At 59.2% G+C, this 16,362-nt stretch carries 22 protein-coding genes; 3 read left to right on the top strand and 19 right to left on the bottom strand.

The genetic code is table 11. The features are described 5' to 3' along the window. The first annotated feature begins 80 nt into the window (after positions 1-80). The gene (locus M0808_RS04225) at positions 81-1,007 is read left to right on the top strand and encodes a LysR family transcriptional regulator (RefSeq protein ID WP_007964377.1); all 927 of its coding nucleotides are present in this window, start codon (positions 81-83) and stop codon (positions 1,005-1,007) included. Here M0808_RS04225 and M0808_RS04220 read toward each other — a convergent pair. The 3 genes from M0808_RS04220 to M0808_RS04210 all read right to left on the bottom strand — a co-directional run bounded on the left by M0808_RS04220 (position 1,004) and on the right by M0808_RS04210 (position 3,062). Then, complete coding sequence (locus tag M0808_RS04220) at positions 1,004-1,366, bottom strand: diacylglycerol kinase (protein WP_003222276.1); 363 nt, start codon at positions 1,364-1,366, stop codon at positions 1,004-1,006. The genes M0808_RS04225 and M0808_RS04220 overlap by 4 nt on opposite strands. 74 nt (positions 1,367-1,440) lie before the next feature. Further along, entirely contained in the window at positions 1,441-2,091 is a 651-nt protein-coding gene (gene erdR / locus M0808_RS04215; protein WP_027611090.1) for a response regulator transcription factor ErdR, read from the bottom strand. A 224-nt stretch (positions 2,092-2,315) separates the two neighbouring features. Then, the gene (locus tag M0808_RS04210) at positions 2,316-3,062 is read right to left on the bottom strand and encodes a tRNA-uridine aminocarboxypropyltransferase (protein ID WP_177408950.1); all 747 of its coding nucleotides are present in this window, start codon (positions 3,060-3,062) and stop codon (positions 2,316-2,318) included. A gap of 189 nt (positions 3,063-3,251) precedes the next feature. On the opposite strand from M0808_RS04210, the gene M0808_RS04205 reads away from it, so the two are divergent. After that, entirely contained in the window at positions 3,252-3,677 is a 426-nt protein-coding gene (locus M0808_RS04205; protein ID WP_027611088.1) for a PA3611 family quorum-sensing-regulated virulence factor, read from the top strand. On the opposite strand, the gene M0808_RS04200 is transcribed toward M0808_RS04205, so the two are convergent. Then, positions 3,678-3,872 (bottom strand): hypothetical protein, encoded by a 195-nt coding sequence (locus tag M0808_RS04200; protein ID WP_027611087.1) that lies wholly within the window; start codon positions 3,870-3,872, stop codon positions 3,678-3,680. A gap of 358 nt (positions 3,873-4,230) precedes the next feature. Between M0808_RS04200 and M0808_RS04195 the strand changes: the two genes are divergently transcribed. Further along, entirely contained in the window at positions 4,231-5,349 is a 1,119-nt protein-coding gene (locus M0808_RS04195) for a TIGR00730 family Rossman fold protein (protein ID WP_247840032.1), read from the top strand. A 56-nt stretch (positions 5,350-5,405) separates the two neighbouring features. Here the strand turns inward: M0808_RS04195 and recX are convergent, their stop codons facing one another. The 15 genes from recX to M0808_RS04120 form a co-directional block, all read right to left on the bottom strand. Continuing rightward, positions 5,406-5,876, bottom strand: coding sequence for a recombination regulator RecX (gene recX / locus M0808_RS04190; protein WP_027611085.1), 471 nt, complete (start codon positions 5,874-5,876; stop codon positions 5,406-5,408). Between the two features lie 8 nt (positions 5,877-5,884). Continuing rightward, entirely contained in the window at positions 5,885-6,943 is a 1,059-nt protein-coding gene (recA, locus tag M0808_RS04185; RefSeq protein ID WP_003222269.1) for a recombinase RecA, read from the bottom strand. A gap of 83 nt (positions 6,944-7,026) precedes the next feature. Further along, positions 7,027-7,527: a CinA family protein gene (locus M0808_RS04180; protein WP_096795871.1), complete on the bottom strand. Its 501-nt coding sequence runs from the start codon at positions 7,525-7,527 to the stop codon at positions 7,027-7,029. Positions 7,528-7,595: 68 nt separating this feature from the next. Then, on the bottom strand, positions 7,596-8,114 hold the full coding sequence (locus M0808_RS04175) for a lysis system i-spanin subunit Rz (protein ID WP_247840031.1): 519 nt from the start codon (positions 8,112-8,114) through the stop codon (positions 7,596-7,598). Further along, positions 8,093-8,659 carry a glycoside hydrolase family 19 protein gene (locus M0808_RS04170; protein WP_247840029.1) on the bottom strand — a complete coding sequence of 189 codons (567 nt, stop codon included), beginning with the start codon at positions 8,657-8,659 and terminating at the stop codon, positions 8,093-8,095. Before M0808_RS04170 ends, M0808_RS04175 begins: the two co-directional genes overlap by 22 nt. Positions 8,660-8,692: 33 nt before the next feature. Further along, entirely contained in the window at positions 8,693-8,947 is a 255-nt protein-coding gene (locus M0808_RS04165; protein WP_247840027.1) for a hypothetical protein, read from the bottom strand. Beyond that, positions 8,947-10,104 carry a hypothetical protein gene (locus M0808_RS04160; RefSeq protein ID WP_247840025.1) on the bottom strand — a complete coding sequence of 386 codons (1,158 nt, stop codon included), beginning with the start codon at positions 10,102-10,104 and terminating at the stop codon, positions 8,947-8,949. The genes M0808_RS04165 and M0808_RS04160 overlap by 1 nt, the downstream gene beginning before the upstream one ends. 18 nt (positions 10,105-10,122) lie before the next feature. Then, entirely contained in the window at positions 10,123-10,569 is a 447-nt protein-coding gene (locus M0808_RS04155; protein WP_202369531.1) for a phage tail assembly chaperone, read from the bottom strand. Beyond that, the gene (locus M0808_RS04150) at positions 10,570-11,457 is read right to left on the bottom strand and encodes a phage tail protein (RefSeq protein ID WP_247840023.1); all 888 of its coding nucleotides are present in this window, start codon (positions 11,455-11,457) and stop codon (positions 10,570-10,572) included. Beyond that, on the bottom strand, positions 11,457-11,930 hold the full coding sequence (locus M0808_RS04145) for a phage tail assembly chaperone (protein ID WP_247840021.1): 474 nt from the start codon (positions 11,928-11,930) through the stop codon (positions 11,457-11,459). The genes M0808_RS04150 and M0808_RS04145 overlap by 1 nt, the downstream gene beginning before the upstream one ends. Further along, positions 11,930-12,856, bottom strand: a complete 927-nt coding sequence (locus M0808_RS04140) for a hypothetical protein (RefSeq protein ID WP_247840019.1) — start codon at positions 12,854-12,856, stop codon at positions 11,930-11,932. The genes M0808_RS04145 and M0808_RS04140 overlap by 1 nt, the downstream gene beginning before the upstream one ends. Positions 12,857-12,878: 22 nt before the next feature. Next, positions 12,879-13,445, bottom strand: a complete 567-nt coding sequence (locus M0808_RS04135; RefSeq protein ID WP_247840017.1) for a tail fiber assembly protein — start codon at positions 13,443-13,445, stop codon at positions 12,879-12,881. A 7-nt stretch (positions 13,446-13,452) separates the two neighbouring features. Next, positions 13,453-14,550, bottom strand: a complete 1,098-nt coding sequence (locus M0808_RS04130) for a phage tail protein (RefSeq protein WP_247840016.1) — start codon at positions 14,548-14,550, stop codon at positions 13,453-13,455. Positions 14,551-14,687: 137 nt separating this feature from the next. Continuing rightward, a complete protein-coding gene (locus tag M0808_RS04125) occupies positions 14,688-15,203 on the bottom strand; it encodes a phage tail protein (protein ID WP_247840014.1) in 516 nt (171 codons plus the stop codon). Further along, positions 15,200-16,351, bottom strand: coding sequence for a phage tail protein (locus tag M0808_RS04120; RefSeq protein WP_247840012.1), 1,152 nt, complete (start codon positions 16,349-16,351; stop codon positions 15,200-15,202). Before M0808_RS04120 ends, M0808_RS04125 begins: the two co-directional genes overlap by 4 nt. Between the last annotated feature and the right edge of the window lie 11 nt (positions 16,352-16,362).

Genomic DNA, 16,362 nt, shown 5'->3' with positions numbered 1-16,362 from the left:
CGCAATTGCATCGCATTCTAATAGCGACGACAATATCTGTTAACTGGATTATTAAGATAAGGGTTATCGGTTATATCGATATGCGATTTACTCTTCGTCAACTGCAAGTCTTCGTCGCCGTCGCCCAGCAGGAGAGCGTATCCCGTGCTGCGGGTCTGCTCAACCTCTCGCAGTCGGCGGCGAGCACCTCGATCACCGAACTGGAGCGCCAGTCCAGCTGCCAGCTGTTCGATCGCGCCGGCAAACGGCTGAGCCTCAACGCCCTCGGCAAACAGCTGTTGCCGCAAGCGGTGGCACTGCTCGACCAATCCAAGGAAATCGAAGACTTGCTCAACGGCAAATCCGGTTTCGGCTCACTCTCGGTGGGCGCCACCCTGACCATCGGCAATTATCTGGCGACCCTGTTGATCGGCGGCTTCATGCAGCGCCACCCGGAAAGCCAGGTAAAACTGCACGTACAGAACACTGCCAATATCGTGCATCAAGTCGCTCATTACGAAATTGATCTGGGTCTAATCGAAGGCGACTGCAGCCATCCGGATATCGAAGTGCAGAGCTGGGTGGAAGATGAACTGGTGGTGTTTTGCGCGCCGCAGCACCCACTGGCCAAACGTGGCAGCGCGACCATGGAAGAGTTGACGCACGAGGCGTGGATCCTGCGTGAACAGGGTTCCGGCACGCGCCTGACCTTTGATCAGGCCATGCGGCACCATCGCAGTGCGCTGAATATCCGCCTGGAGCTGGAGCACACCGAAGCGATCAAACGCGCGGTGGAATCAGGGTTGGGGATTGGCTGTATTTCGCGGCTGGCGCTGCGTGATGCGTTTCGACGCGGCAGCCTGGTGGCGGTGGAAACCCCGGATCTGGATCTGGCCCGGCAGTTCTACTTCATCTGGCACAAGCAGAAATACCAGACGTCGGCCATGCGCGAGTTTCTCGATCTGTGCCGCGCCTTCACCGCCGGGGTACAGCGCAGCGACGAGATCGTCTTGCCGAGTATCGCTTAAAGCAGAATCACCGCCCACACCAGGGCAATCATGCTCAGGGCCACGAATTGCGCGGCACTGCCCATGTCCTTGGCGTTCTTCGACAGCGGGTGCAGTTCCAGGGAAATGCGGTCAATCGCCGCTTCTACCGCCGAGTTCAGCAACTCGACGATCAGCGCCAGCAGGCACACGGCGATCAGCAGTGCCTGTTCGACGCGACTGACATTCAGGAAGAACGTCAGCGGAATCAGCACCACATTGAGCAGGACCAGTTGGCGAAATGCGGCTTCGCCGGTGAAGGCTGCGCGCAGACCGTCCAGCGAGTAACCGGATGCGTTGAGGATGCGTTTCAGGCCGGTCTGGCCCTTGAAAGGTGACATAACGTAAAAACCAACCAGAAAGGAGTGGGAAAGCTAGAGCAACAAAAGTCAAAAAAGCGTGAAGACGCCAGCCTTTATTGGCTCGGAATTGACTCAAGTTGTTGCAGAAGTAATGCCGCCTGAGTCCGGGTGCGCACATTCAACTTGCGAAAGATCGCCGTGACGTGGGCCTTGATGGTCGCTTCGGACACGCTCAACTCGTAGGCAATCTGCTTGTTCAGCAGGCCTTCACAGACCATGGTCAGTACGCGGAACTGCTGCGGGGTGAGACTGGCCAGGCCGTCGCTGGCGGCTTTGGCTTCATCGGAGACACTGACGGCTTCGAATGCCTGCGGGGGCCAGAACACATCGCCATCGAGCACTTTGCGCACAGCTTGCTGAATCACATTCAGGTCGCTGGACTTGGGAATGAAGCCACTGGCGCCGAATTCCCGGGACTTGACCATGACCGAAGCCTCTTCCTGGGCCGAGACCATCACCACCGGAATCTGCGGGTACTGCCCGCGCAGCATGACCAGACCGGAAAACCCGAACGCGCCGGGCATGTTCAAGTCCAGCAGGACCAGATCCCAGTCGGATTTTTCGGTCAGGCGCGCTTCCAGCTCGGCGATGCTCGCCACCTCCACCAGTCGCACATCCGGGCCAAGGCCCAGTGTCACCGCTTGATGCAGCGCGCTACGAAACAGAGGGTGATCATCGGCAATCAGGATGTCGTATGTGGCCATTTTTCAAATGATCCTGTTTTTTGATGGCAGACCCGACGCATTCGGGCCTCGCCAAAGCAACTCGAGATACCGCCGCACAGCGCTATCCACAGGGGCACGTTCAACGCCAATCACGAGCAAACACGGCGTTTCAAACCTTGGCCGCACCCCAATCGGCGCCAAGCATGCCCAGCGTAGCCGGGGTGGTCAAGCAGCACGGCCGCCGCTGGGTGAAGTATGGGCCACTATGGGGCCAACACCGCTTGCGGCTTTCGTATATAAGGCAAGAGCTCGGCGTGGGCCGGAGTCGACTCGTTGAGCGGCAACTGTTGTTTGGCGCCCAGATAGTGCTGGCTGAAAACATCGAAGTAAGCGTCCAGCGCCGACGCTGCATCGCTGTCCCCGGCCAGTTCCAGGCACAAAGCCGCGACTTCGGCGGTGCACAGGTGCTCGCTGCGGGTCGAGCGGCGCAGGCGATAACGCGAGAGTCTGTCGGGCAACAGGCTGAGAATCGGCAAGCGGTCGAAGTACGGACTCTTGCGGAAAATCTTGCGCGCCTCGGTCCAGGTCGCATCCAGCAGGATGAACAACGGACGCTTGCTGCTATCGGGCACGACGGTGTTGGTCACCCGCGACGGTTCTACATATTCGCCGGGAAATACAAGGTACGGCTGCCATTGCGGGTCGTTGAGCAGCGCCAGCATCCGCGGGTCGGGTTCGGTGCGCGACCAGATGAACGCGTGGTTGTCGCGCACCACATCGGCGATCAACCAGCCGGTGTTGCTCGGCTTGAACACTTCCTTGCCGGTCATGATCAGACACACACCGGAACGGGTTTCGACGGTCGGCCGCCAGGCGCACAGGCAGTGGCTGATGATCACCCGGCAGTCGCGGCAACGCTCGGAGCGAAAACCACGGGCCTGAATCGGCTTGATACCTTCGTCCTCGCGCTGGTCACGCAAGCGGGCTACGGCGTTGGGGGCATGATGGATCACGGGCAACGCCTTATGGCAGGAAAACTCGACACACACAGCACTCGGCAAGGCAATAAAGGCCGGCAGTTTACCAGAGCGACGAGCGCAAACCTGTACCGTCCCGACCGGCTCCCCTATAATCCGGCGCCACTGAACGCACAGCCACGGGGCTGGTCGAACCACCAGTCACTGAATCAGGAGAGTTTCATGCTGCGCCTTATCGTTCCTACCGCGGCCATCGCACTGGCGTTGTCCTTCAGCGCACAAGCGGCGTCCTTGAAAGAGCAGAATCTGAACAAAGAACTGCGCAACATCGCCGAGCAAAGCAGCGTCGGCACGCCGCGGGCGATCAATGAAGACATTCTCGATCAGGGCTACACCGTTGAGGGCGTTACCCTGATCAATCACCTGAGCGTCCAGGCCAGCCACGCCGAAAAGATGCGCGCTGACCCAAAAGCCGTGTATTTCCAGCTGGGTGCTTCGGTGTGCAATAACCCGTCGTACCGCAAGCTGATGGCCAAGGGTGCGATCATGCGTTACGACTTCAGTGAATATAAAACCAACAAGGCCATCGGCTCGGCCAGCTACCAGGATTCCGATTGCCCGAAAGCTGCCCCGGCGAAGAAGAAGTAATCATCGGGTATTGGCGCGCCGTTGTTCATCTTCGGCGCGCAATTCGGCCACCAGGGCCTGCAAGTAGCGAGAACGTCGTTCTCCACCTGCCAACCGACGGCAGCACTCCTCTTCGAGACTCACTTGATTGGTCTCGGCTGATGCTTTCAGCATCCGATACAACTGCGTATCGATTTCCAGAACCACTCTGGCCATCTCTCCCGCCTCCATGCCTGCTACCCGCGAATCCTTGAAAAGCGCGCACCCTGCGTACGGTTGCCGACTCAAAGCTGTCGTACAGTGCCTGTAGGTTAGTAAATCACAGTGATTGCTCTACGGCGTACGTTCGGACGAGTGGTGAATATTCATTGCCAGCCAGCCCGCAACGGTTGCCAGGAAAGCCTGCGCGGCGTAAAGATCAACTCAGCGCAATGGCTCGCAAGGGTCTAGATTCAAAGTATTCCCGATCACCTGTTCACGGCAGAAAAAGGAGCTGCCGAGTGTGTGTGTTTTTGCAGCGCGGCACTGACGCCGCACGTCAGGGCCACCCGCTCTGTGCAGAAGGAGACGTTGAATGCCTTACCAACCGAATGACCTGCTCAGCCGACATTTTCAGGAAAGCGGCCCCGACCTCATCAGCAAGGTCGAAGAACAGCTCAAGCAGATTTCCCCAGACAGCCCGAACCTGCCGATTTATCGCGACATGATCCTGACCGTGCTGCGCATGGCCCAAGAGGATCACAACCGCTGGAACGCCAAGATCACCCTGCAGGCCCTGCGTGAACTGGAGCAGGCGTTCCGGGTTCTCGAGAAGTTCAAGGGACGACGCAAAGTCACGGTATTCGGCTCGGCGCGCACGCCGGTCGAGCACCCCCTGTATGCAATGGCGCGTGAACTCGGCGCGGCCCTGACGCGATCAGACATGATGGTCATCACCGGTGCGGGTGGCGGGATCATGGCCGCCGCGCACGAAGGCGCCGGGCGTGACCACAGCCTCGGGTTCAACATCACCCTGCCCTTCGAGCAGCATGCCAACCCGACTGTGGACGGCACCGGCAATCTGCTGCCGTTCCATTTTTTCTTCACCCGCAAACTGTTCTTCGTCAAGGAAGCCGATGCGCTGGTGCTGTGCCCTGGCGGGTTCGGCACCCTGGACGAGGCACTGGAAGTACTGACACTGATCCAGACCGGCAAAAGCCCGTTGGTGCCGGTGGTGTTGCTGGATGCGCCGGGCGGAACATTCTGGCAAGGCGCCCTGGACTTCATTCGCCAGCAACTCGAAGAAAACCACTACATCCTGCCCACCGACCTGAAATTGATGCGTCTGGTCTATAACGTCGATGAGGCGGTGGAGCAGATCAACCAGTTCTACAGCAACTTCCACTCCAGTCGCTGGCTCAAGCGTCAGTTCGTGATTCGTATGCATCACAAGCTCAGTGACGTGGCGATGGCGCATATGCAGGAGGCTTTCGCCGATCTGTGCCTGAGTGACCAGTTCCATCAACACGCTTACAGCGGCGAGGAACATGACGAAGCGCAGTACAGCCACCTGGTGCGGTTGGCTTTCGCGTTCAATGCCCGAAATCATGGCCGTCTCAGGGAACTGGTGGATTACATCAACCTGCCCGAAAACTGGGCTCACACCCAACCGCAGACCGCCCAACGTGCACGTGAGCCATCAAAGGTAATTTGAAGGCAAAAAAAAAACGGCCCGCTATTTTCATAGCGGGCCGTTTCTATTAAACCGACTTAATCGTCCATGCTTCTGCCGCTGAACAAACGGTTGATCATCTCCATCGAAAAACCCCGATAGGCGAGGAAGCGGCCTTGTTTGGCGCGCTCCTTAGCGTCAATCGGCAAGTGTCCGGAGAACTTGCGTTGCCACGTCTCGCGAAGCTGCTCCTGCCAGTCGATACCGCTTTCACGCAGGGCGAGTTCGATATCGGCGCGTTGCAAACCACGCTGACCCAGCTCTTCGCGAATGCGCAAGGGGCCATAGCCGGAGCGGGCACGGTAGGAAACAAAGCTTTCAAGGTAACGGGCTTCGGAAAGCAGCCCCTCTTCCGTCAATCGGTCGAGGGCTGTTTCGATCATTTCCGCCTCAGCGCCGCGCTGACGCAGTTTACGCGTCAGTTCGACTCGACCGTGCTCGCGTCGAGCGAGCAGGTCCATGGCGGTTCGCCGCACCGCGACGAGGGTATCGAGTACAGCGGTGGTCATCGCTGCGATCAGATATCAGCGTCAGCCAGGTCGTCTTCGGTCTCTTTGACCGCAGAAGCCTTGGAGTCGGCGATCACCGCTGGGGACAGCAGTTTGTCACGCAGCTGCTTCTCGAGCTTGGCAGCGACTTCCGGGTTGTCTGCCAGGAACTTGGCCGAGTTGGCCTTGCCCTGACCGATCTTGGTGCCTTCATAGGCATACCAGGCGCCGGATTTCTCGACGAAACCATGCAGCACGCCCAGGTCGATCATCTCGCCATTGAGGTAGATGCCCTTGCCGTAAAGAATCTGGAACTCAGCCTGACGGAACGGCGAAGCCACCTTGTTCTTCACAACCTTGACGCGGGTTTCGCTGCCGACCACTTCGTCGCCTTCCTTCACCGCGCCGGTACGGCGGATGTCGAGACGGACCGAGGCGTAGAACTTCAGCGCGTTACCACCGGTGGTGGTTTCCGGGCTGCCGAACATCACGCCGATCTTCATGCGGATCTGGTTGATGAAGATCACCAGGCAGTTGGCGTTCTTGATGTTACCGGTGATTTTACGCAGCGCCTGGGACATCAGACGGGCTTGCAGGCCCACGTGCATGTCACCCATTTCGCCTTCGATTTCAGCCTTCGGTACCAGTGCCGCCACGGAGTCGACGATGATCACGTCTACTGCGTTGGAGCGCACCAGCATGTCGGTGATTTCCAGTGCCTGTTCGCCGGTGTCCGGCTGGGACACCAGCAGGTCGTCGACGTTGACGCCCAGCTTGCCGGCGTACTCAGGGTCGAGGGCGTGTTCGGCGTCGACGAAAGCGCAGGTCGCGCCGGCTTTTTGAGCCTGGGCGATCACGGACAGTGTCAGTGTGGTTTTACCGGAAGATTCAGGACCGTAGATTTCAACGATACGGCCTTTTGGCAGACCGCCGATGCCGAGTGCGATGTCCAGACCCAGAGAGCCGGTGGAGATAGCCGGGATCGCCTGACGGTCCTGATCGCCCATACGCATTACGGCACCCTTGCCGAATTGACGTTCGATCTGACCCAGGGCCGCAGCCAAGGCTTTCTTCTTGTTGTCGTCCATTAAAGTCCTCACGTAATCAATAAGGCCTGACGGCCAACACCTGTATAAGTAGCCAGTATTATTCCACAGCGTTCGCGGATCGCCTACCCCTGATTTTCGATTTCTCGTGCCGCTAGTCGCAACAGCCCCTCTAGCGCGGCCTTCACCGTTTGTCGGCGGACTTCATCGCGGTTGCCGGGGAAGTGCTGAACCTCACTGGAAACCGCATCGCCCACGCCCCAGGCCAGCCACACCGTGCCCACCGGTTTGTTCGGTGTACCGCCATCGGGCCCCGCCACGCCGCTGACCGCCACGGCAAACCGCGCCAGACTGTGCTTCTGCGCACCACGCACCATCGCCTCGACGACTTCGCGACTGACCGCACCCACCGTGCCGAACAATTCGGTGGGGACATTCAGTTGCCGGGTCTTCTGCCGGTTGGAGTAGGTCACGTAACCGGCCTCGAACCACGCCGAGCTCCCCGGAATCCGCGTGATCGCTTCAGCAATCCCGCCACCGGTACACGACTCGGCCGTGGTGACGTGGGCGTTGAGCAACTGCAAACGTCGGCCGAGCTCGGCAGCCAGTTGAGTGATCTCTTTCACGGTGCGCTCCGGATCGGATGGAATGATTACCACCGTACACGACCCGGTTGCGCTTTCAATACACAGACTCATTCAAAATGTTCGGGCGCCAGCGCTCTGACATAGGCCTGACAGGCCTGCAAGGCAATCAGTCCGCGATCGCCGGTGTCGGTGATGGCGATAATTCGTTGAGCATGCGCCGGGTCAAGTCGGGCGCGTACGGCTGCATGATCCACGCCGCCGGGGCCGGTGGCGGCTGGCACCCCGCAGCCTTGGGCAGCGTCGCCGGCGTCGATGAGGACTGACAGGCGCAGATCAGCAGTGGCAAGACGATCGCGCAGGCGATCCTGATCACGTTGGGCATCACTGAGTGCTCGATAGTGGGTTTGTTCACTGGCCGCGAGGCGTTGCTCAAGGGCCAGACGTTTATCCTGCTCGACCTGCTGCGCGCTGGCTGCGGCCACATTCAGCTGATTGAGAGTGTCGGCGTGCATCCGGGCCTGCTCGGCCAGTTGCCGCCCGTAGCGCCAGTCCTGAAACTGCCAGGCCAGCGCGGCGGCCAACGCAGCCAGCAACAAAACGCCGATCAGGCGCCAGGAGACGGACATAGCACCGCCCTCGCCCGCGCCCAGATGTCGAGCCGATCCTGCAGGCCATTCAACCCGCCGTTGATTCGGCGGGTGATGCTGTTGAACTGATCGCGGTCGGCCAGATCGTTCAAGCCGTTCTGTTCCCAGAACCATGCTGCGGATTCGGCCGCCCATTGCGGTTGCTCCAGCAATTCCGGCAGAGACAGCAGACGCTCATCGCCGAACAGGCCGAGACTGCACTCACGATAGTTGTTACGCCCGGTGATCTGGATCAGCCCCCGACCACGGTACTTCTGTCCGTCGCCGTCGGCCTCCGGCGTGTTGCCCAGACGTAACGCCAGCGTGCCAGTGTCGTATTTGCTCAGATACTTGTTGTTGCCCAGTTCGCGCACGTACTGCAACTGCCCCGACTCGTGGCCGATTTGCGCGAGGAAAGCAGCGATGCGTTTTGGCGAGTCGATATGGCGCCGAGTCATTGCGTTATTAAGTGCAGAAACAAAAACGCCCGCTTGGCTGCGGGCGTTGGGCATGATGGTTTTAAGGTTGTCTTCTGTTATTTGCATGATGCGTAATCCTCCCTGGATGCTCCGATTGAATCATGGTTGACGGACAACGCCCCCCAGCCATTTTTTTGCCAGAGTTGTCAGGGTGTTGTTCGATGCCGCGACTTCGGGGGCCGTGAACACCCAGCCGAGAGTGCCGAAGTTCGCGTTCCAGTCGATTTGCGGTGTCGGTGTCACGTCGGTGATGTCGACCCACAGCAGATCCGGATGGAACATATCGGCCATGTTGCCGCCAGTGGAGAACAGCTCGACCACAGTGTTATTGACGATACGTGCGTAGGTTTTCATCAGGCGTACTCGTAAATGATCACAATGCCCGACGCTCCTGCTCCGCCCGGATGACCTGGCTGGCTGGGGCCATTGGCGATACCACCCGCACCGGAGCCATAGCCGCTGCCCGATGCTGCACCCGAACCAGCGCCTCTACCAGCGCCACCGCTGCCCAGCGGTGAACTCCCGCCATGACCCGCAAGAATTGAACCATTGACATTGATTCCCGGGCTTCCCGCAGCTCCACTGCTGTTGAGGATGTTGCCTCCGGTTGCGTTGATGCCTGGCGTACCTCCCACGAATAGACCGAAACCGGCAACCGCGATCGTTTCAAAACGGGATGATCCGTTCCCCCCAGGAGCGGACACCAGAGAGCCGACAGAACTCGTCCCACCCGGCCCACCACTCACGCCAATGGCTCCCGCTGTGCCACCAACGCCTACCGTGATGACTTGACTGCTTCCAATAAGCACCGATGAAATCCATGACTCAGCATAACTACCCGAGCCCCCTCCTCCCGCAAGCGTAGTTTCGTTTGCGTTCGTAGCGGCAACTCCCGCACTCCCGCCACCACCACCCACTACCTTGACCAGCACATTCTTCATCCCCACCGTCGGCACATAAGTGCCAGACGAGGTAAATGTCTTCACTCCCAATAGCCGTCCACTCGCAGCACCGCCACCACTGGCATACACCAGCACCCAACTATCCAGCACCGCGCTGTACACCACCGAACACACACTGCCGGCGACAATCTCGGCAGGCCGCAATGCACTCGATGCAAGATTTACCAGCGGCTTGGGCATCAACCCGTTCGGTGCAAAGGTACTCGCTCCGGTATTGGCATTACCGGCGGTAAAGCGCAGCGCCAAGCCGTCCTTCAATGCGGTGACGGGAGGCACATAATTGGCCATGTATAGATTGGCGGCGCCGATGTCAGTGGCATGTTTGTCTTCACCTGCCTGACTGAGTTTTTGCACCGCTTGCAACAATTGGGTTGCATCGGCTTCGCTTGGCTCAAGGCCGGCGGATTTGACGACGTTCAACAACTCATCGGTGACGCTGTTGCCCCAGGTCGCCGGGATCAACGATCCGGGCAATCCCGCGACGACATCTTCATTGACGAACTTGCCGTTCACCAGCCCGACGCTGGGAACGCTTTTTGGATAATCCATTTCAACTTCCCTGATGAATTACAGCGCAGCAGCCAGCCACCTCGGCGCTACCGGCCGGTGCTCGCTGAACGGAAAAAATGAACCTTGCGGCCAGTCTCGCAACTCACGGCGATAGGTTTGCAGTTCAGCGTATTGCTCGGTGGTCAATGTAGTGCCGCCGCCATCCTCGAGTTCATCGCGGTCACGTGCTACCAGACCGTCGGTGGCGGCGAGTTGCGCGGTGCGCCATGAGCGCTCGATATCAGCCGCTTCATCTGGTGAAGGAGGCGGTGGATCGACCAGGATCGGATAGCCGTTATCCGCTCGCACGCCGATCACTTTCGGTGTGACTGCCATCTGCTGCAGCAACGAGATCCAGTAACCCTGAGGAATTTCGATAACGTCGTCGGGAATGTCCGTCGAATTGATACCCGGTACATAGGCACCCCGGGTACTGGCGCTGAACAAAACATTGAAGGTATTCATTCAATAGCCCTTTACAAAATAATTCACGGTGCAATTGCCGGCCAGAGAGCCGGCCGCATCGCGAATTCTCAGCGTGCAACCCACTTGGCTGACGGCAATCAACGCGATCATTGCTGCATCGCCTCCCGCATGGGTGGCCACGAGCGAGAAGTAGCCCCTCGGGAAAGGAACCGGAAATGTCACGTAGACGTTGCCGGCGGCATTCGACATTCCCGAGCCCCACTGATCGATATTCCCACTCGCGTGCTTCTGATATCCGGGATTACTGACAAGTCCGGAAAACAGCGCGGCATATTTCAGACTGGCCGTCCCGTGAACCGTCCAGATACCGTTCTCTTTGACAACGTTGGCACTTTCACCGCTGTTGATCACAATCGAAGTCAGATAGGCGCCTTGCGGGCTAATTTGGCTACCGCTCATGCAGGCGATGGTGATCGCGGCATTGCTGCGGCAGTGAAAGCCGATCGTTGCACCATTCGGAACAGTAGTGATATCCGGCAGGGTTACGGTGTACACCGAATTGCCTCCAAGACCGATCGCCCATCCCACATCCGCCGCCGTCAACTGTGTTGCAGCAGACACGCCCCGCGCTCCGGCGTAGTTACCCAGCGCGCGCTGTACAAATTCGGACGTTGCAGCCGAGCGGCTGACATCGAACGGTGCAGCGGTCTGAAACAATTGGTTGCTGCGCAGAGCGCCGAGCAATTGAGCATTCGACGCCTCACTCGGCGTCAGACCACCGGCCCGCACTACACCGAGAATCTCTTGGGTAACGCCGTTGCCCCAACTTGCCGGAATCAACGATCCTGGCGACCCTTTGATCGGGTCTTCATCGACAAACTTGCCGTTCACCAGACCGGCGCTGGGGACACTATTTGGGTAATCCATTAATTCTCTCCTGTTCTGCAAGCGAGCCAAGTCGGGGCGGAAGGCCGGGAAACTGCGGAAGGAAATTGCCTGGAATCAGGCCAGTCGCGTAGCGCCTGGCGGTACTCCAGCAACTCCAGATACTGCGCAGCCTTGAGCGTCGTCCCGCGACCCAGCTCCTGCTCGTCACGATGCCGCGTCACCCACCATTCAGTGGCCGACAGGCTGGACTGGCGCCAAAGGCGCGCTGCCGCCAGAGGCTCTTGTTCATCGGGGACGATTTCGGGGGCAACGACCGGACTGATCGTTACAGGCAACGGCGCAATCTCCTGGCGCAGTTCGCCGACGGGCGCGCCGATTTCGATCTGCATGCCCTCTGGCACTTGCACCATCGACTCGACGAAAGCGGGGGCAAACAGTTGGGTAATCGCGAAGTCGCCGGTATCGATCAGTTCGACCGCAACACCGTTTTCCACTCGTGCATAACGGGCCATTACTCGTACTCCCAGATTTCACAGAAGGCGTTGCCACCGGCACCACCAGCAAAAGAATTCGTAGGATGCGACGAACAGGAGCCACTGCCTCCTGAGCCTCGAATACCCGCGACACCAGGGTTGTTTACGCCCTTGTACGGGGCGCCGCCGTCGAACGGGCTTGCGGCTCCACCACCGGAGAGCACTCCCCAATTGCTATTGAACATTGCGTAACCGCCGGTGTTGCCACGTGCGTTGGCAAGATTGCCGCCCACCGCGTCTTGGCCTCCGAGGCCACCTTGGACGTACCCTGAGGCAGAAGTTGACGTATCAATGTTCAGGATCTGTGCACCGCCCCCGCCTCCCACGCTCATGTATGAGCCGAAGGAGGCCCCGCCGCCGCCCAGCCCCATCGTGGGGCCGATCGCACCACCCGCACCCAACGAAACAGGCACGCCGGCAAGGATTTGTGGAGTCACGTCATACAAGCTTTCCGCATAGGCACCCGAACCACCTCCACCGCCAATACGCAAATTACTGGCGGCAACAGGCGCACAACCACCACCCGAACCACCCGCCCCCACCAACCGCACGCGAATCCGTTTGGCCCTGGGGTTGGGCTTGTAAACCGTGATCCCGACCGTCTCGATCTGCCGCACCGCCAACAACCGCCCCACCGCATCGGTGATGCCGTAACCGGCCAGCGTGGTCGGGGTGTTTTTCAGTTTGGTGAAGTCGACCAGTGCACCGATGGCCGTTGCCAACTGGTCGGTTCTGGCTTCATCAGGCGTCAGCCCGGCAGCCTTGATCGCGTTAAGAATTTCCTGCGTGACGCTGTTGCCCCACGCAGCTGGGATCAACGATCCCGGGGAACCGGCGATCGGGTTTTCATCGACAAAGCCGCCGTTGACCAGGCCAACGCCGGGAATACTTTTTGGATAATCCATTGCACTGCTCCCTGTGCTGAAATCAGTTGGCTACGACTGCGCCGGGAGCGACCGGCCAGGTAATTTCGTCGGGGAAACCGGCCAGCTTTTCGATGCGGTTCAGCTCGACGCTGTAGAGCTTCCATTCGATCAGCAGCAGTTGTTCGTCGTGGCTGGCATCGCCAATATCTTCGGCGTATTGCAGCGGCGCGATGCGCAGGACAGCGTCGCGCAGCAACACATCTCTTTGAGCAAGAACGACGCGTTTGCAATCCGCCAACTGCGCGACGTCATCGACTTGCCACGCATTGTCCACCCAGGCATGGAAGCCGCCCGGCCATGGCAACGTGGTGAAGCCTTCCGGCAACTCGCCCAATGCCGTCCAGGTTTGCCTCATGCCGGTGTCAGTGCGGTAAACATCGCCGCGATAGTCCGCTTGCTGTTGCAGAGAACCATTGACATAAGCCCAGGCAAAACCGCTTGGGGCCGGGGAAAGTTCAATGCTCAGCGTCACGGCGTTACTCGGCAGTTGCAGACCGATCCCCGGCACTAGTGGAAACTCGACAGGGCCGGTTAATGCACCGCTATCGTCTATCAGATAATTGAACATGTGCACCTCAGATCAGTTTGATACGCGCGGGATAGGCAATATTTCGCGGACGGGTTTCAGCCGAAAAATTGCCGATGTTGCCGATGTAAGTGTCCGAGTCGAATGCAGGGTTGGGGTACGTTGTTGCCACGGTCGTTGTCGTCGGTGAAAAGTTGACATTGGTGCCGACATCCCAGACACCGTCTGGAATCGCCGGGGCCGGTTTGAAAGAAGCCCCTGTTCCCGTCGGCAGATAATGGTTGTGACTCTGCAACGCATGCATTTGCAGGCTGCCGGACACGCGACCGGGATCAACGTTTCTGGTTTCACTGAGCACTCGCAGAAACTCGCCGCGAATCTCGGGAATCCGGAAATTCGAGACACCATCGCCACTGGTCCATCCGCCTTCCCGGCCAGTTCTGGCCGCTTCGGTCGTCAATGCGCCGGACGCCTGAGCAAAATCCCACAACCAAGGCCATTCGGCGCGCTTGAACAGATCACCGTTGGGAAAGCCATAGCCACCTGGATTGAGCGACAGAGTGGTTTCAAAAAACGGCCGCCCCAAAGCGCTGTTATCAAAGCGACCGATCGGCCACCAACTCCCCGCCCCGTCACTGCGCAGATGCCACCAGTCCCCGTTGCCCATCAGCACCAGAAAGGGGTAACCGCCAGGCGAGAGGTGTGTGTGAAAACGAACCTTGTCAGCGTCGGAGGTCTGCACAACGAGTCGATTGCCGCTGTTGTCCATCCGCCGGACAATGACGTCGCGAATACCCAAGGCCGCGTCGGCCGATGGCAATGTCACCGTCATCGGCGCGGAGCTGCCGTCGATCAAAACGAGTCCCAACTCAGCTTCAGTCAGCGATCTGGATGTCGCCAGACGAGTGACCACCGAACGCATCGGGCTCGCTCTGCCGATGATCGACTGAATCGCCTTGTACAACTGACCGGTATCGGCTTCAGAAGCCACCAACCCGCCGCCGTTAATCACACTCAGGATCTCCTGAGTCACGCTGTTGCCCCACACCGCCGGAATCAACGAACCCGGCGTGCCCGCCACCGGGTTTTCATCGACAAAGCGGCCATCGACCAGGCCGACGCTGGGGACGCTTTTTGGATAATCCATAGGTCTTTCGTTCCTCTGAAATAACAAATGAACCGCATCACGGCGATCGCTGATGCGAGCCAACGGCGGTCTGTTTTCTGAAAATAAAAAGCCCACGGTGAAGTGGGCTTGGGTGATGCAGCACGCAGACGGTGCGACTAGAAAGTCTGGCCGCTGAGCTGTTCGCGAATCGCCGCCAACGCGTCATCGCTCGCACTTCGTGCCAGATCGAGATTGCCTTTGGCCACGTGCGCGCGGATCTGCTGTTTGGCCTTCAAGCGCAAGGTGCGCAGGGTCAGCAAATGGTCGGTGAGTTGCTCGGCCTTGCTCAGGATCTGCTCGGCAGCCTGTTTGGCAGTGCGACCTTTGACTACCCACGCAGCAACCGACAACGGCACCTCTTTTTTCGGATAACCGGCGTCTTGATAAGCCTGAGCGTCGGCAGCAGCCTGGGCGTACTCCATGGCTTTGAGCGGGTCGCCGGCCAAAACGGTGCGAGCACTGTCGGCCGCCGCGTCGACCTTGGAACACAGCTGTTCGGCTTGCTGAAGTTCCAGCTCGGTAACTCTGGACGCATTCAACTGCCACTTTTCTCCATCCCAATCATGGGCACTGGAAGGCTGGGCCGGACGCAAGCCTTCCTCGAACTGATGCAGCTCTTGAATGATGATCATCGGATCAGCTCCCAGGAAAAATTCACGTTTACCGCTGCAGAAAAATTAACCGCGATGCCATTGGCGTAATCGGCTGGGCCAACACTCTTGAGTCCCATACTGAACAATAATTCGTCACTGGCGGCATTAGCTGCACCCAACGTATGTTCCGCCTGGTACGACTGCCACAGCGAGCGCAATTCGTTGTGATCGAAGCTGGCGGTCAAGGTAGAAACCGTTGTATCGCTGACCACGTTGCTGGAAAAAATCAGCACGGCGCCACCTACCGTTGTCCAGCCATCCCAGTTGCTGGAGGTGCCTACTGTCGGGTTGAGGAAGCAGTAGTTGCCCCCCAGCCAACCCGTCGGCGCGAAGTTCACGCTGGTAATCCCGGTGGGATGCGGTGTCGGGTTACCCACTACCAACCGCGCCGCTCGGGCATGCGGATCAAGTGGCAGGTAAACCACGCCATTGCCATTGACGGTCTGCGTCCACGACAACCGGTTACGGTTGTAGATCGCCCTGACAATGGGTATCGACCCAGGTCCCGCCGTTACGACCCAGGCCAGACAGATGTCCAGCGGCGTCGACTGGAAACCACCGCCCGCCGCACCATTGACCGTCCCTTTCAAACCGTCAGGCGTAGCATCGTAGATCGTGCCGCGCTGCATATAGAAGGTCAGCGCGCCCGCAATCACCTGCGCCCGGAGGAAGTAGCCGGTACTTGGCAGCAAATCGGGACTGCTCCACACCTGGGTGGTGAATGTACGCGCACGCCCCAACTGCCCGGCCACCACTTCCTGACCAAGACTGATCAGCACGCCCGCCGGAATCGAGATCCGTCCGCCACTGGTGGCAACCGCTGCCGGAGTGATCGCCAGACGACCGTCCGGCGTCGCCACCGTCGCGGTCGGCAAAGACCCGATCGGCAACGCCGAATCCAGATTCCAGCCCTTGGCCGAAACGCTCTGAATCGCCTGCAACAACTGATCGTATTTCTTCTCGTCCGGAGTCAGATCTCCGGCCTTGATCACGTTGAGAATTTCCTGGGTAACCCCGTTGCCCCAGTCAGCTGGAATCAGCGATCCCGGCGTCCCGGTCAGCGGGTTTTCATCGACAAATTTCCCATTCACCAGACCGGCGCTGGGCACACTTTTCGGATAATCCATCCCGTCATTCC

Source organism: Pseudomonas sp. MWU12-3103b (assembly GCF_023100615.1).
Taxonomy (GTDB): Bacteria; Pseudomonadota; Gammaproteobacteria; order Pseudomonadales; family Pseudomonadaceae; genus Aquipseudomonas; species Aquipseudomonas putida_A.
Note: the sequence above shows the minus strand (reverse complement) of the source record. Positions and strands in the feature narration are given on the sequence as shown.